At 69.3% G+C, this 13,172-nt stretch carries 14 protein-coding genes and 1 pseudogene; 10 read left to right on the top strand and 5 right to left on the bottom strand.

Annotation, left to right across the window (positions count from 1 at the left end; translation table 11 throughout):
- The first annotated feature begins 92 nt into the window (after positions 1 to 92).
- The 4 genes from ACIRP7_RS03150 to ACIRP7_RS03135 all read left to right on the top strand — a co-directional run bounded on the left by ACIRP7_RS03150 (position 93) and on the right by ACIRP7_RS03135 (position 3,793).
- A complete protein-coding gene (locus ACIRP7_RS03150; RefSeq protein WP_403653175.1) occupies positions 93 to 1,037 on the top strand; it encodes an ROK family protein in 945 nt (314 codons plus the stop codon).
- Positions 1,038 to 1,144: 107 nt separating this feature from the next.
- Entirely contained in the window at positions 1,145 to 2,275 is a 1,131-nt protein-coding gene (gene nagA, locus ACIRP7_RS03145; RefSeq protein ID WP_403654209.1) for an N-acetylglucosamine-6-phosphate deacetylase, read from the top strand.
- A gap of 85 nt (positions 2,276 to 2,360) precedes the next feature.
- Entirely contained in the window at positions 2,361 to 3,290 is a 930-nt protein-coding gene (locus ACIRP7_RS03140) for a 1-phosphofructokinase family hexose kinase (protein WP_403653172.1), read from the top strand.
- 155 nt (positions 3,291 to 3,445) lie between these two features.
- Complete coding sequence (locus ACIRP7_RS03135) at positions 3,446 to 3,793, top strand: peptidase inhibitor family I36 protein (RefSeq protein ID WP_403653169.1); 348 nt, start codon at positions 3,446 to 3,448, stop codon at positions 3,791 to 3,793.
- Positions 3,794 to 3,891: 98 nt separating this feature from the next.
- On the opposite strand, the gene ACIRP7_RS03130 is transcribed toward ACIRP7_RS03135, so the two are convergent.
- Both ACIRP7_RS03130 and cdgB read right to left on the bottom strand, forming a co-directional pair.
- On the bottom strand, positions 3,892 to 4,839 hold the full coding sequence (locus ACIRP7_RS03130; protein WP_403653166.1) for a CBM35 domain-containing protein: 948 nt from the start codon (positions 4,837 to 4,839) through the stop codon (positions 3,892 to 3,894).
- A gap of 120 nt (positions 4,840 to 4,959) precedes the next feature.
- Positions 4,960 to 6,618: a diguanylate cyclase CdgB gene (gene cdgB / locus ACIRP7_RS03125; protein ID WP_403653164.1), complete on the bottom strand. Its 1,659-nt coding sequence runs from the start codon at positions 6,616 to 6,618 to the stop codon at positions 4,960 to 4,962.
- A gap of 337 nt (positions 6,619 to 6,955) precedes the next feature.
- Here cdgB and ACIRP7_RS03120 point away from each other — a divergent pair, with 337 nt between their 5' ends.
- Together ACIRP7_RS03120 and ACIRP7_RS03115 are read left to right on the top strand one after the other, a co-directional pair.
- Positions 6,956 to 7,531: a flavin reductase family protein gene (locus ACIRP7_RS03120; RefSeq protein WP_403653161.1), complete on the top strand. Its 576-nt coding sequence runs from the start codon at positions 6,956 to 6,958 to the stop codon at positions 7,529 to 7,531.
- Between the two features lie 42 nt (positions 7,532 to 7,573).
- Positions 7,574 to 8,050, top strand: coding sequence for a GNAT family N-acetyltransferase (locus tag ACIRP7_RS03115; RefSeq protein WP_403653158.1), 477 nt, complete (start codon positions 7,574 to 7,576; stop codon positions 8,048 to 8,050).
- Positions 8,051 to 8,100: 50 nt separating this feature from the next.
- Here ACIRP7_RS03115 and arfB read toward each other — a convergent pair whose 3' ends face one another.
- Positions 8,101 to 8,529, bottom strand: a complete 429-nt coding sequence (gene arfB, locus ACIRP7_RS03110) for an alternative ribosome rescue aminoacyl-tRNA hydrolase ArfB (protein ID WP_403653154.1) — start codon at positions 8,527 to 8,529, stop codon at positions 8,101 to 8,103.
- Between the two features lie 178 nt (positions 8,530 to 8,707).
- Here arfB and ACIRP7_RS03105 point away from each other — a divergent pair, with 178 nt between their 5' ends.
- Complete coding sequence (locus tag ACIRP7_RS03105) at positions 8,708 to 9,283, top strand: TerD family protein (RefSeq protein ID WP_352388835.1); 576 nt, start codon at positions 8,708 to 8,710, stop codon at positions 9,281 to 9,283.
- Between the two features lie 184 nt (positions 9,284 to 9,467).
- Positions 9,468 to 10,019 (top strand): annotated as a pseudogene (locus ACIRP7_RS03100) (transposase); the annotation flags it as partial.
- A gap of 6 nt (positions 10,020 to 10,025) precedes the next feature.
- Here the strand turns inward: ACIRP7_RS03100 and ACIRP7_RS03095 are convergent.
- Positions 10,026 to 10,340 carry a GNAT family N-acetyltransferase gene (locus ACIRP7_RS03095; protein ID WP_403653151.1) on the bottom strand — a complete coding sequence of 105 codons (315 nt, stop codon included), beginning with the start codon at positions 10,338 to 10,340 and terminating at the stop codon, positions 10,026 to 10,028.
- A gap of 490 nt (positions 10,341 to 10,830) precedes the next feature.
- On the opposite strand from ACIRP7_RS03095, the gene ACIRP7_RS03090 reads away from it, so the two are divergent.
- A complete protein-coding gene (locus ACIRP7_RS03090; RefSeq protein ID WP_403653149.1) occupies positions 10,831 to 12,387 on the top strand; it encodes an alpha-L-arabinofuranosidase B in 1,557 nt (518 codons plus the stop codon).
- A 98-nt stretch (positions 12,388 to 12,485) separates the two neighbouring features.
- On the opposite strand, the gene ACIRP7_RS03085 is transcribed toward ACIRP7_RS03090, so the two are convergent.
- Entirely contained in the window at positions 12,486 to 12,674 is a 189-nt protein-coding gene (locus tag ACIRP7_RS03085; RefSeq protein WP_403653147.1) for a DUF397 domain-containing protein, read from the bottom strand.
- 86 nt (positions 12,675 to 12,760) lie between these two features.
- Here ACIRP7_RS03085 and ACIRP7_RS03080 point away from each other — a divergent pair, with 86 nt between their 5' ends.
- Positions 12,761 to 13,141, top strand: a complete 381-nt coding sequence (locus tag ACIRP7_RS03080) for a hypothetical protein (RefSeq protein WP_403653145.1) — start codon at positions 12,761 to 12,763, stop codon at positions 13,139 to 13,141.
- Positions 13,142 to 13,172: the final 31 nt, after the last annotated feature.

Raw genomic sequence — 13,172 nt, 5'->3', positions numbered from 1 at the left:
AAACTTTCGAAAAGTCATACATATCTCGAACTAGGTCTACACGACGTAAGTGGACTAGACCTCTCGCGGGTCCAAGGGCCACACTGTCCCCCGTGAGACATGTCATCGCCCTCGACGTGGGCGGCACCGGGATGAAGGCGGCCTTGGTCGGCGCGGGCGGCGAGCTCCTGCACCGGGCCCGCCGAGCGACCGGCCGCGAGCACGGACCGGACGCGGTCGTCGACGGCATCCTCGACTTCGCCGCCGAGCTGCGCGCGTACGGCACCGAGCACCTCGGCGCCCCCGCGGCCGCGGCCGGCGTCGCCGTCCCCGGCATCGTCGACGAGGACCTCGGCGTCGCGTCCTACTCCGCCAACCTGGGCTGGCGGGACGTCCCCCTGCGCGAAATGCTCGCCGACCGCCTCGGCGGCGTCCCGGTAGCCCTCGGCCACGACGTCCGCACCGGCGGCCTCGCCGAGGGCCGCATCGGCGCAGGCAAGGGCACGGACCGCTTCTTCTTCGTCGCCCTGGGCACCGGCATCGCGGGCGCGATCGGCATCGCGGGGCAGGTGGAGGCGGGTGCGCACGGCTTCGCGGGCGAGATCGGCCACGTCGTCGTACGCCCGGACGGCGCCGCCTGCCCGTGCGGCCGGCGGGGCTGTCTGGAGCGGTACGCCTCCGCGGCGGCCGTCAGCGAGGCCTGGGCCTCGCTCACCGGAAACCCCGAGGCGGACGCGGCGGACTGCGCGAAGGCGGTGGAGGCGGAGGACCCCAGGGCGCGGAAGGTCTGGCAGCACGCCGTGGACGCCCTCGCCGACGGCCTGGTCACAACCCTCACCCTCCTGGACCCGCGCACCCTGATCATCGGTGGCGGACTGGCGGAGGCGGGGGAAACCCTGTTCACACCGCTGAGGGACGCGGTCCGGCAGCGGATCACGTTCCAGAAGCCGCCGACCATCGTCCCCGCGGCCCTGGGCGACACGGCGGGCTGCCTGGGCGCCGGGCTCCTGGCATGGGATCTGCTGGACAACACCGACGCTTCGGAGGTAACTGCGTGACGGCCAACCTGCCAGGGGCGCGGGACAGCGTCGACTCTGCGGCTACCGCCGCGCGGGCGCGACCAGCCACAGCGCACCCGCACCCCGCTACCGGCAAGGCCCCCCTCATCCTCTCCGGCGCAACGGTCGTCCTGCCCACAGGAACCGTCGAACACGGTCAGGTGATCGTCGACGGCACCCGCATCACCGCCATCGCCCCAGAAAACGCCCAGGTCATCGACGTAACCGGCAACTACCTGGTACCCGGCTTCGTCGACCTCCACAACCACGGCGGCGGCGGAGCCTCCTTCACCTCGGGCACGGTCGACGACGTACTCAAGGGCATCCGCACCCACCGCGACCACGGCACCACCACCCTCGTCGCCTCCACCGTCACCGGCGACATGGACTTCCTCGCCCAGCGAGCCGGTCTGTTGAGCGAGCTCGCCGAGCAGGGCGACATCGCCGGCATCCACTTCGAGGGCCCGTTCATCTCCCCCTGCCGCAAGGGCGCCCACTCGGAGGAGCTGCTGCGCCACCCCGACCCGGCGGAGGTCCGCAAGCTGATCGACGCGGCACGCGGGCAGGCGAGGATGCTCACCCTCGCCACCGAACTCCCCGGCGGCATCGACTCCGTACGGCTGCTCGTCGAGCATGGGGTCATCGCGGCGGTCGGCCACACGGACGCGACCTACGAGCAGACCGTCGAGGCGATCGACGCGGGCGCGACCGTGGCCACCCACCTCTTCAACGCGATGCCGCAGATCGGCCACCGCACCCCCGGCCCCATCACCGCGCTCCTGGAGGACGAGCGGATCACGGTCGAGCTGATCGACGACGGCACGCATCTGCACCCGGGCGCGCTGCAACTCGCGTTCCACCACGCGGGCGCACAACGGGTCGCCTTCATCACGGACGCCATGGACGCGGCGGGCTTCGGCGACGGCCGTTACATGCTCGGCCCCCTGGAGGTGGAGGTCAGCGAGGGCGTGGCCCGTCTGGTCGAGGGCGGTTCGATCGCCGGCTCGACCCTCACCCTGGACCGCGCCTTCAAGCGGGCGGTGACGATCGACCGGCTGCCCGTCGAGGACGTGGTCGCGGCGATCTCCGCCAATCCGGCCCGTCTGCTGGGGATGGACGACCGCATCGGCTCCCTGGAGCCCGGCAAGGACGCCGACCTGGTCCTCCTCGACCATCATTTCGACCTCAAGGGCGTCATGCGCCGGGGGGAATGGGTGGTCGATCCCCAACTGGGGTGATGTGTCCCGCTGTTGGGGCCGGGGCGGTCCTGGGAGACTGGACGGGCACATTCTGTCGTCGGGGGACACGTGGGAGGTCGGCCAGGTGATCCTCACGGTCACGCTGAACACCGCTCTCGACATCACCTACCGCGTACCGTCGCTGCGGCCGCACAGCAGCCACCGGGTCACCGAGGTCGTCGAACGCCCCGGCGGCAAGGGGCTGAACGTGGCCCGGGTGCTGGCCGCGCTCGGCCACGAGGTGACGGTCACCGGGTTCACGGGCGGCGCGACGGGCCGTACGGTCCAGGACCGACTCACCGACGCACCCGGCCTAGTGGACGCGCTGGTCCCGGTCACCGGCCCGACCCGGCGCACGATCGCCGTCGTGGACGAGCGGTCCGGCGACACCACCCAGCTCAACGAACCGGGTCCGACGGTGACGCCCGAGGAGTGGTCGGCCTTCCAGGAGGCGTACGAGGATCTCGTCCCGTCCGTCTCGGCGGTGGCCCTGTGCGGGAGCCTGCCGCCGGGGGTGCCGGTGGGGGCGTACGCGGGCCTGGTCCGCACGGCGAAGGCGGCCGGCGTGCCGGTCCTCCTCGACACCAGCGGGGAGGCACTGCGCCGCGGAGTCGCCGCCCGCCCGGACATCCTGAAGCCGAACGCCGACGAACTGTCCGAACTGACCGGCTCCCACGAGCCGCTGCGCGCGACGCAGGACGCCCGGCGGCGGGGTGCCCTCGCCGTCGTCGCCTCCCTGGGCAAGGAGGGCCTCCTGGCGGCCACACCCGAGGGCCGCTGGCGAGCCGCTCTCCCGGCCCCGGTCCACGGCAACCCGACGGGCGCCGGCGACTCGGCGGTGGCGGCCCTGCTGTCGGGCCTGGTCGAGCAACTCCCCTGGCCGGACCGCCTGATCCGCGCGGTCGCCCTGTCGGCGGCGACCGTCCTGTCCCCGGTGGCGGGCGAGTTCGACCGAGCGACCTACGAGGAGTTGGCGACGCGCGTGGTGGTGACCGGCGAGGCCATCGTCGCGTGAAAGCCGCGCACCCCTCGCCCGAAAGTGTCCGCCTGCAGCTTGGCCGAGAAACATCCTCCTCGTAATGCCCCTCACAAGATCAGATGATCACTCATTCACTGCATCGACCAATTTCGCTACATGACCAATAGCGAACGAGATACGGGGAGCCTCTGATGAGCCTGCTCAGGAAGAGCCTGACGACGGCTGCTGTGGCCGGAGTGTTGTTGGGCGGGGTTTTTGCCACACCAGCTGCGGCGGCCGATCCCAACACCTGTCCGCAGGGCAAGTTCTGCGGATGGTCGGGGAAGAACAGGACCGGAACCAGGACGGTCTACTCCGAAAGTCCTGGTTGCTACCCTCTCGACCACATCGCCAAGTCCGTCTCGAACCAGACTTCTTACAAGCTGGTCTTCTGGAAGGCCACCCTCGGCTGTGCCACCGGCACCAAGCTGGTCACTCTGAAGCCGGGGACCTACTCGGACAACCCCGGCAGCGCCAACTCGGTAGAGATTTACGGCTGAGGTGCAACAAAAGCGCTCGACCTGAAGTTCAGGATCTTCGACAGCCGCCGGAAGTCAACACGTCCGGCGGCTGTAGGACCGGACCCTTGCTGGCGTCCCTACTGGTCGGCGTTCTCCGTGACGTAGAACTGGTCGAGCAGGGCGTTGCACTGGTTGCCCTGCTGGCAGGAGAGCTGAATCGTGTTGGTGCCCTTGGTCAGGGAGACCTGGGCCCAGGTCTCCTGCCATTCGTTGGCGGGCAGCCCACCGAAGTTCTTCATGTTCAGCGGCCGGGAGGCGGCCTTGCCGTTGACCGTCATCGTCCCGTTGGCATCCTCGGCGGGGAGGGCGTAGCGGACGTAGACCCGATAGGTGCCGGCCTTCTTGATGCCGTTGACGGTCCAGGTGACCGAGGCGCCGACCTGGTTGAAGCCCTGGACGTAGACGCCCCCGTCGGACTTGGCGCCCTTCACGTCGGACGCGACGCCTGTGCCGCCCTCCAGCCGCATCGTCTTCGCGTCGGCCTTCGGAAGCTCCACCTCCGCTGCCGCCGAGTTGGACGCACTCGGCTGCGAGCTCTGCGACGCGCTCGGGGTCGTCGAAGGCTTGTTGCCGGCGTCGTCCTTCTGGTCGTCGCCGCCCGCCATCGCGATGCCGATGCCGATGACCACCGCGGCGACCACCGCGATCGCGCCGATCAGCAGACCCTTGGTGTTGGGGCCGCCGCTCCGGCCGCCGCCGCCGTGGCCCGGCATGGGCTGCTGGGAGGTGGGCGCCGAGCCCGGGAAGGTCTCGGGGGCCGCGTAGTGGGCGCTGGGCTGGCCGTAACCACCCTGGGCCTGCTGCTGCGGGACCTGGCCGTACGCCGCGGTCGGCGCGGTCTGCGCCTGCTGCTGCCCGTACTGGCGCTGGCCCACCGAGCGCGACCGGTTGACGGAGTTCGGGTAGCCGTAGCCGTAGCCGCCTCCGGACGGCGGCTGGGCCCCGTTGGCCTGGCCGTCGGCGTAGAGGTAGCCGAACGGGTCGTCGTCCTCGGGCGTGCTCGCGCCGTTGTTGCCGGACGTCATCCCTTGGTACTCCTCAGCAGGTGCGATCGGATGCGATACGTGGAGTCAGAATGGCGAGCCTACCCGCTCCCGCTGGCCCAAACGGGTGACTCGGATCGCACCAGCCCGCTGACCTGGGACTCAGCCCGCGCGTCTGTGTTGTTTGGGACGAGATCGTTTCTCGACGTACATCCGCTCGTCAGCCGACTTCAGCACTTCGTCCGCGGTCATGCCGCAGTGCGCCCAGCCGATACCGAAGCTGGCACCGACCCGCACGGCCCGTCCCTCGGCCCGGATGGGCTGGATGATCTCGTTGCGCAGGCGTACCGCGAGGTCGGCCGCGTCGGCCTTGCCGAGCCCGTCGGCGAGGATCACGAACTCGTCGCCGCCGAGCCGCGCCACGGTGTCGCCGTCACGGACGCACTGGGACAGCCGCCGGGCGACCTCGATGAGCACCGCGTCACCCGCGTTGTGCCCGAACCGGTCGTTGATCGACTTGAAGCCGTCGAGGTCGCAGAAGAGCACCGCGAGCCCCTTGGTGCCGTCGTCGCGCTCCCCCTCGGGGGCGACGGTGTGCACATGGTGGTCGAAGGCGGCGAACGCCTCGGTGCCGCCCTGCCGGAAGTCGAAGCCGTGCCCGTTGGCGTCGAAGGCCGGGTGCCCGAAGGCGGCGTCTATGGACTCCAGGGCGGCGCCGGTGTGGGTGGAGCGCTGACAGAGCCGGGAGGACAGCCGCGAGCGCAGCTCGGCGGAGTTCGGCAGGCCGGTCAGGGAGTCGTGGGAGGCGCGGTGGGCGAGCTGGAGCTCGCGGCGCTTGCGGTCCTCGATGTCCTCGACGTGGGTGAGCAGGAAGCGCGGCCCGTCGGCGGCGTCGGCGACGACGGAGTTGCGCAGGGACACCCAGACGTACGTGCCGTCCCGGCGCGCCAGGCGCAGCTCGGCCCGGCCGCCCTCCGCCGAGGTGCGCAGCAGGGTGCCTATGTCCTCGGGGTGGACGAGGTCGGAGAAGGAGTAGCGGCGCATCGCGGAGGCGGGGCGGCCCAGGAGGCGGCACAAAGCGTCGTTGGTGCGCAGGATCCGGCCGTGCTGGTCGCCGCCCATCTCGGCGATGGCCATGCCGGAGGGGGCGTACTCGAAGGCCTGCCGAAAGCTCTCTTCACTGGCCCTGAGGGCCTGCTGCTCCCTTTCGAGCCTGACCAGCGCGCGCTGCATGTTCGCACGTAGACGCGCGTTGCTGATCGCGATGGCGGCCTGGAAGGTGTACATCTGGAGCGCCTCGCGGCCCCATGCGCCCGGCCTGCGGCCGTTGCGCGGGCGGTCCACGGAGAGTACGCCGATCAGCTCGCCGCACTGGCCGCCCTGCACGCCCGGCGTGTACATCGGCGCGAACAGCCGGTCGGAGGGGTGCCACTCGTCCTCGAAGCGGGGCGCGGGCCCGTCGGTGTACCACTGCGGGACGTCGTCGTCGTCGAGGACCCAGCCCTCGGTGTGCGGGATGAAGACCAGGTCGCCCCAGGTCTCGCCCATGCTCAGCCGGCGGTCCCAGGACTCGCGCGAGCCCACCCGGCCGGTGATCAGCGCCTCGGCGGCCTGGTTCCCGGAGAACGCGGCGACCACGAGGTCACCGTCGGGGCGCACGAGATTGACGCACGCCAGTTCGTAGCCGAGTGCGGTGACCACGCCGTTCGCGACGGTCTGCAGCGTGTCGGCCAGGCTGCGGGCCGTGTTCATGTCGGCCATGACCTCGTGCAGCTGCCGCAGGGACGCAAGACGGACGTACGGCTCCGACTCGCTCTCCATTGCTCGCCCTCCCCCCGAGACCTCGCAGCGAATCAAGGGTGCTCTTCGGCGTATCTTCAGTGCCGTTTCGTTGGTGCGCTTCGTCGGTACTTCCCCGCCACTGAATCACAGCGCGCTGCCCACTCGGTACACAGGGTCAACAATTAGCGTCCCTTGTGACTCAAGTCACAGCAAAAGATGAACAATTGAGTGGGGTTTCTGCGTTTTTCCTGTGCGTTTACTGAACGTAAACTTTGGCCGTTTGTGAACGCCGTCACGTCTCCGCCGGTAGACCTAGGTCCGGCCTCGGACGAAGGCCCGATGCGGGCCGCCCCGACGTGACATTAGCGTTTCCGGCGTGCCGAACACTGCTGCCGCCACCGCGCCGATGATCCCTCCGCCCGCTTCCGGGCATGCTGTGGGGGTGAGCAACGACGAGTTCCGCGCCGCCATGTCCCGGCTGGCCGCGGGCGTGGTCCTGGTAACCGCGTTCGAGCCGCCGCTCGACGCGGAGGGCCCCAAGGGCGAGGACGTCGGCATGACGGCCACGGCGTTCCTGTCGGTCTCCCTGGACCCGCCTCTGGTGCTGGTCAGCCTGCGTACCGGCTCCCGCATGGACGACCTGCTCGACGAGCAGCCGCTGTGGGCGGTGTCCGTCCTGTCCGAGAGCCAGCGGCACATCGCCGGCCGCTTCGCCATGAAGGGCCGCATCAGCGACCGCCTGCTGTTCGAGGACATCCCGTACGTCCGCGGCTCCACGACCGGCGCCCTTCTGGTGGGCGGCGCCCTCGCCACCCTGGAGTGCCGCACCGAACAGCGCGTGGAGGCCGGCGACCACACCCTGGTGATCGGTCGCGTCCTGACCGCCGACGTACCGAGCGCGGAAGGTGGGCCGCTGACGTATTTCCGCGGCCGGTACCGGCAGTTGGGATGAATTGCGTGGCGGCGTCCGGCCGGCCCGCCCTAAGGTCCCCGGATGACATTCGCACTCCGCCTCGAAGAGATCACACCCGGGAATTTCGAAACGGCGACCGGCATACGCGTCCGCCCCGAGCAGGAATTCGCGGTCTCCCCGGTCGTGCAGTCCCTCGCCGAGGCCTACGTCCATCCCGCGGGCGTCGCCTGGCCCCGCCTGATCGTCGACGGTGACCGCACGGTCGGCTTCCTGATGGCCTTCCTCGACATCGACTGGAACACCGACGGCGGCAAGGTCGTCCGCTCCGGCCTGTGGCGCCTGAACATCGCGGCGGGCGCCCAGGGCATGGGATACGGCCGTTTCGCCGTGGAGTCCGTCGCCGCGGAGCTGCGCCGCCGGGGCACGAAGGAGTTGTACGTCACCTGGCACGAGGGCGCGGACGGCCCGGCGGAGTTCTACCTGAAGCTCGGCTTCCGCCGCGCCGGGGAGCTGAGCGAGGGGGAGACGGTGGGAGTTCTGGACCTCGCGCAGGGCTGACCCGGTCGCTCACGAATGATCCGCTCGTGTACGAACGTGAACGCGAGCCGTCAGCCCCAGTCCCGGCCCTGTCGCCCCCGCTTGGTGTCCGAGCGCTGCTTCTTCTCCCGCAACCGGCGTTCGTTGATCCCGCGCGGGATGCGTGTCGCTCTGCGGGGCTTGGGCGGGGGCGCGGTGGCCTCGGCGAGCAGCGCCGCCAGCCGTACCGCCGCGGTCTCGCGGTTGCGCCACTGCGAGCGGTGCTCGGAGGAACGGACGACGACAACCCCGTCGACGAGCCGCCCGGCCAGCTTGGCCAGCGCCCGCTGCTTCCACACGTCGGGCAGGGACTCGGTGCGGGCCAGGTCGAACCGCAGCTCCACCTGGGAGTCACTGGTGTTGACGTGCTGGCCACCGGGGCCTGAGGAGCGCGAGAAACGCCACATGAGCTCGGCCTCGGGAAGGGAGACGGAGCCGCGGATGACGTGGGGACCGGACATGGGGTCCATGTTCCCGGGTCTGTCCGGTCCACGTCACCCCAATATCGCCTGTCCGCCCCCCGGGTGGGATTGGGTAAAGAAAGTAAAGAAGCGGGGAACCTTCGACACCGCTCGCGGCGTTCATAGTGGTAGCTGTAGCTTCGTGCCCGTTACTTAACGAGGGAAGGGACTCCCAACAATGGCTGTAAGCCTGTCCAAGGGTGGCAACGTCTCGCTCACCAAGGAGGCTCCGGGCCTGACCGCCGTCACCGTGGGCCTCGGCTGGGACGTCCGCACCACCACCGGCACGGACTTCGACCTCGACGCGTCCGCGATCGCGGTCAACCCCGAGGGCAAGGTCTACTCCGACGCCCACTTCGTCTTCTTCAACAACAAGCAGACCCCGGACCAGACCATCGTCCACACCGGTGACAACCGCACCGGCGAGGGCGCCGGCGACGACGAGGCGATCAACGTCAACCTGGCCGGCCTCCCGGCCGACGTCGACAAGATCGTCTTCCCGGTCTCGATCTACGACGCGGAGAACCGCTCGCAGAACTTCGGCCAGGTCCGCAACGCCTACATCCGCATCGTCAACCAGGCCGGCGGCGCCGAGATCGCCCGCTACGACCTCTCCGAGGACGCGGCCACGGAGACGGCGATGGTCTTCGGCGAGCTCTACCGCAACGGCGCGGAGTGGAAGTTCCGCGCGGTGGGCCAGGGCTACGCGTCCGGCCTGGTCGGCATCGCCCAGGACTTCGGCGTGAACGTCTGACACCGCCGCACCGATCTGAGCTGTGCTGTGCGGAGCCCCTGGTCATGTCGGCCGGGGGCTCCCGGCGTTCTGTCTAGTGCTCCGACCGCGAAGGTTCGCCGGGTTGGCGGTTGGATGGCGGTGACGTCCGTGGCGATCGCTGGAGGTGTGGTGGCCGAGCCTGTGCGGGTGCGCAGACTGACCGATCCGCCCCACCACAGGCTCCTGCTGGGCCCAACAAGGCAAGCCCAACCGCCTGTCGGCGACCTAACGCCGTACCCACGGCGTCACCTACTTCCACGGCTGCTACTCCGTCGGCGACGACACGCTATGGGGCGTCAACCGCCGCCGCAAAGGCACCTCCAACAGCCTGGCCGCTCTGAAGTCGATCCGCGCCGCCCGACCCGACGGCGCCCCGATCCACATCATTCTGGACAACCTCTCCACCCACACCGGCGCGGATATCCGCCGCTGGGCGAAGAAGAACAAGGTCGAGGTGTGCTTCACCCCGACCTACGCCTCCTGGGCCAAGCCCATCGAGGCGCACTTCGGCCCACTGCGGCAGTTCACGCTGGCCAACTCCCACAATCGCAACCACCCCGCGCAGACGCGGGCCTTGCACCGCTACCTGCGCTGGCGCAACGCCGATGCCCGCCATCCCGACGTACTCGCCGCCCAGCGCAAGGAACGCGCCCGCATCCGCAGCGAGAAGGGCGTCCGCTGGGGTGGTCGGCCGGCACTCCCTGTCGCGGCCTAACCAACGTCACCGCTCGGAGAGGACCATGACCATGGTGTCGGAGTCCGGTCCCGATTCGACGGTCGTAAATCCTTCGGTGACGTAGAGACGACGTGCGTGGTTCGCTCGCTCGACGCTCAGAGAGACTCGGGCGAAGCCGTGTTCCACTGCCCTCCGAGCCAGCTCGGTCAATAGGGCACGTCCCACTCCTTGACCCCGCCACGGCGGGAGTACGCCTGCAGAGAGTTCCGGAACGTCCTTCGCCACAAACCCCTCGCTCTGCAGCCTGAGCGACCCGACGTAGCTGTGCGCTCCGAGCAGTGCCGCAGGCCGCCGTGACAACGCAGCAGATCAGGCCGGGGCCAGTGAGTCAGGACCCCCCTGCCTCGCACCTACCCGTCCGACGCACGGCGTGCGGCGTGCGGCGTCAGTGCCTCAGCGGGAACGGCTCGGCGCAGGCCGGGTGTTGAGGGCGCCGGCCGGGTGGCGGGGGTGGTGGCGGGCGGGAGCCAATCGGAACTTAACTGGTCAGTTCCATTGACGAGTCGTTGACCGGATCCTATCTTCGAGCGCGGTTCACGGTTCGCAATTCCGCACACCGTTCGATATTTCGGACTTACTGCGAGCAGCTAGAGAAAACAGCGGCACCGGTTATTCCATCCAGTCCTTCAACCACCTGGCCGAGTACATCCGCCACCACCCCTGACCCGGTGTCGGGAACGACCGGAACCTCACCGACACGGAGGCGTCAACGAAACCCGCACCGTCCGCACAGCCGGACACCAGGGGTTCGTCGACGCCCACCCTCAACCCATCCTTGAAGGAGTTCTTCATGATCAAGCCACCGTGGATACGAGGCGTCAGACGCGCGCTGCTCGCGGCCGGTGCCACGGCTGCGCTCGCCGTCGGCCTGCTCACCGCCACGGCCGCCCCCTCGCAGGCCGCCACCCAGGGGCCGTGTGACATCTACGCCGCGGGCGGCACCCCCTGCGTGGCCGCGCACAGCACCACCCGCGCCCTGTACGGGGCGTACACCGGCCCGCTGTACCAGGTCAGGCGCGCCTCCGACAACACGACCAAGGACATCGTCCCGCTGACCGCCGGCGGCGTCGCCGACGCCGCCGCGCAGGACTCCTTCTGCGCGAACACCACCTGCGTCATCACCGTCATCTACGACCAGTCCCCCAAGGGCAACAACCTCACCCAGGCACCCGCGGGCGGAGCCGCCCCCGGGCCGGACAACCTGGCCAACGCCATCGAGGCGCCGGTCACCGTCGGTGGACACAAGGCGTACGGCGTCTACATCGCCCCCGGCACCGGTTACCGCAACAACAACACCAACGGCATCGCCACCGGCGACCAGCCCGAGGGCATGTACGCCATCTTCAACGGCAAGCACTTCAACGGCGAATGCTGCTTCGACTACGGCAACGCCGAGACCAACAGCCTGGACACCGGCAACGGCCACATGGAGGCCCTGTACTTCGGCAACAACAAGGGCTGGGGCTGGGGCAGCGGCAACGGCCCCTGGGTCATGGCCGACCTGGAGAACGGCCTGTTCTCCGGGGTCAACCGTGGCTTCAACGCGGGTGACCCGAGCGTCGACAACCGGTTCCTGACCGCCATGCTCAAGGGCGGCGCGAACCAGTGGGCCCTGCGTGGCGGCAACGCCCAGTCGGGCGGCCTGTCCACCTACTACAACGGAATACGTCCCACCGCCGGCGGCTACAACCCGATGAGCAAGGAAGGCGCGATCATCCTCGGCATCGGAGGTGACAACAGCAAGTGGGCCCAGGGCACCTTCTACGAAGGCGTCATGACCTCGGGCTACCCCTCGGACGCCACCGAGAACGCCGTCCAGGCCAACATCACCGCCGCCGGCTACGACAGCGGCTCGACCAGCACCGGCTCACTGACCCCGGGCTCCCGGATCTCCCTGAAGGCCACCACCTCGCCCTGCTGCACCTCGCACTACCTGCGCCACAACGACGCCGACACCAAGGTCGTCATCTCCAGCATCAACTCCTCCAGCTCGGCCACCGACAAGGCCGACGCCACCTGGATCGTCCGTGCCGGCCTGGCCAACCCCTCCTGCCTGTCCTTCGAGTCCGTCGACAAGCCCGGCCAGTTCCTGCGCCACTTCAACTACCAGCTCAACCTGAACTTCGACGACGGCGGCAGCGCGTTCGCCAAGGACGCCACCTTCTGCCCCACCGCGGGCAACAGCGGCGTCGGCACCTCCTTCCAGTCCGCCAACTTCCCGACGAAGTACCTCCGCCACTACAACTACACGGCCTACATCGCCAGCAACGGCGGCACCAACGCCTGGGACGCCACGACGTCGTGGGCCCAGGACACCAGTTGGCTCACCGCATCCCCCTGGAACTGACGACCTGCCCAACCCGTGGGCGCGTCCGGCCGGACGGCTCACGGGTCCGGGAGCCGCCCACGGTCGTGGGGGGCTCCCGGACCGGTGAACCTTCCCGGTCAGGGCACAAGGGCCTGCGAGACGAATGCGGCCCAGGTGGCGGGGGTGAAGGCGAGGCGGGGGCCGGTGGGGGCGTTCTTGGAATCGCGGACGTGGATCGTGCGGGGTGCCACCGCGATCTCGACGCAGGAGTTACCGTCATTGCCGCCGCTGTAGCTGCTCTTGAACCACGCGAGTTCGGAGGTCATGTCTCTCCCTACGCCTGTGAGACGAACGCGGTCCATGAGAACCCGTAACCGCGACTGCCGACGCGATCTCCAGGAGGCCGCCTAGCATGAACTCCCACCAGTACCGGGCCATGCGCGACCTCGTTCTGTCCATGGACGACGCCCTCCCCTGCAAGTTCGAGGTCACCAAGGAGGGGATCGTCCACGACAGGGCAGCGGGTGTCGGTCGGCACGAGCTGACCACTCTGGTCGTCCGGAAACGCCTCGAACACGTGATGCCGGAAGCGATCGTGGCCCACACGGGCAAGCCGGATGTCGAGGACGAGACCGAAGGGATCATGCGCCGCCCAGATGTCATGGTGATCGCCGAGACAGAAATAGTCGGCGAGGGGGCACTCGACCCACGCACCCTCATCGCCGCCATCGAGGACGTCACGATCGGCGACTGGACGATCTCCACGGACGACCTGCCGCGCTACAAGGACTGAATCCGCGCTCCGCGTGGCTGAGACGATGCGT

It is taken from the genome of Streptomyces sp. NPDC102270 (assembly GCF_044766405.1).
In the GTDB taxonomy this organism is placed as follows: domain Bacteria; phylum Actinomycetota; class Actinomycetes; order Streptomycetales; family Streptomycetaceae; genus Streptomyces.
This window is presented reverse-complemented; position numbering and strand designations above follow the sequence as displayed.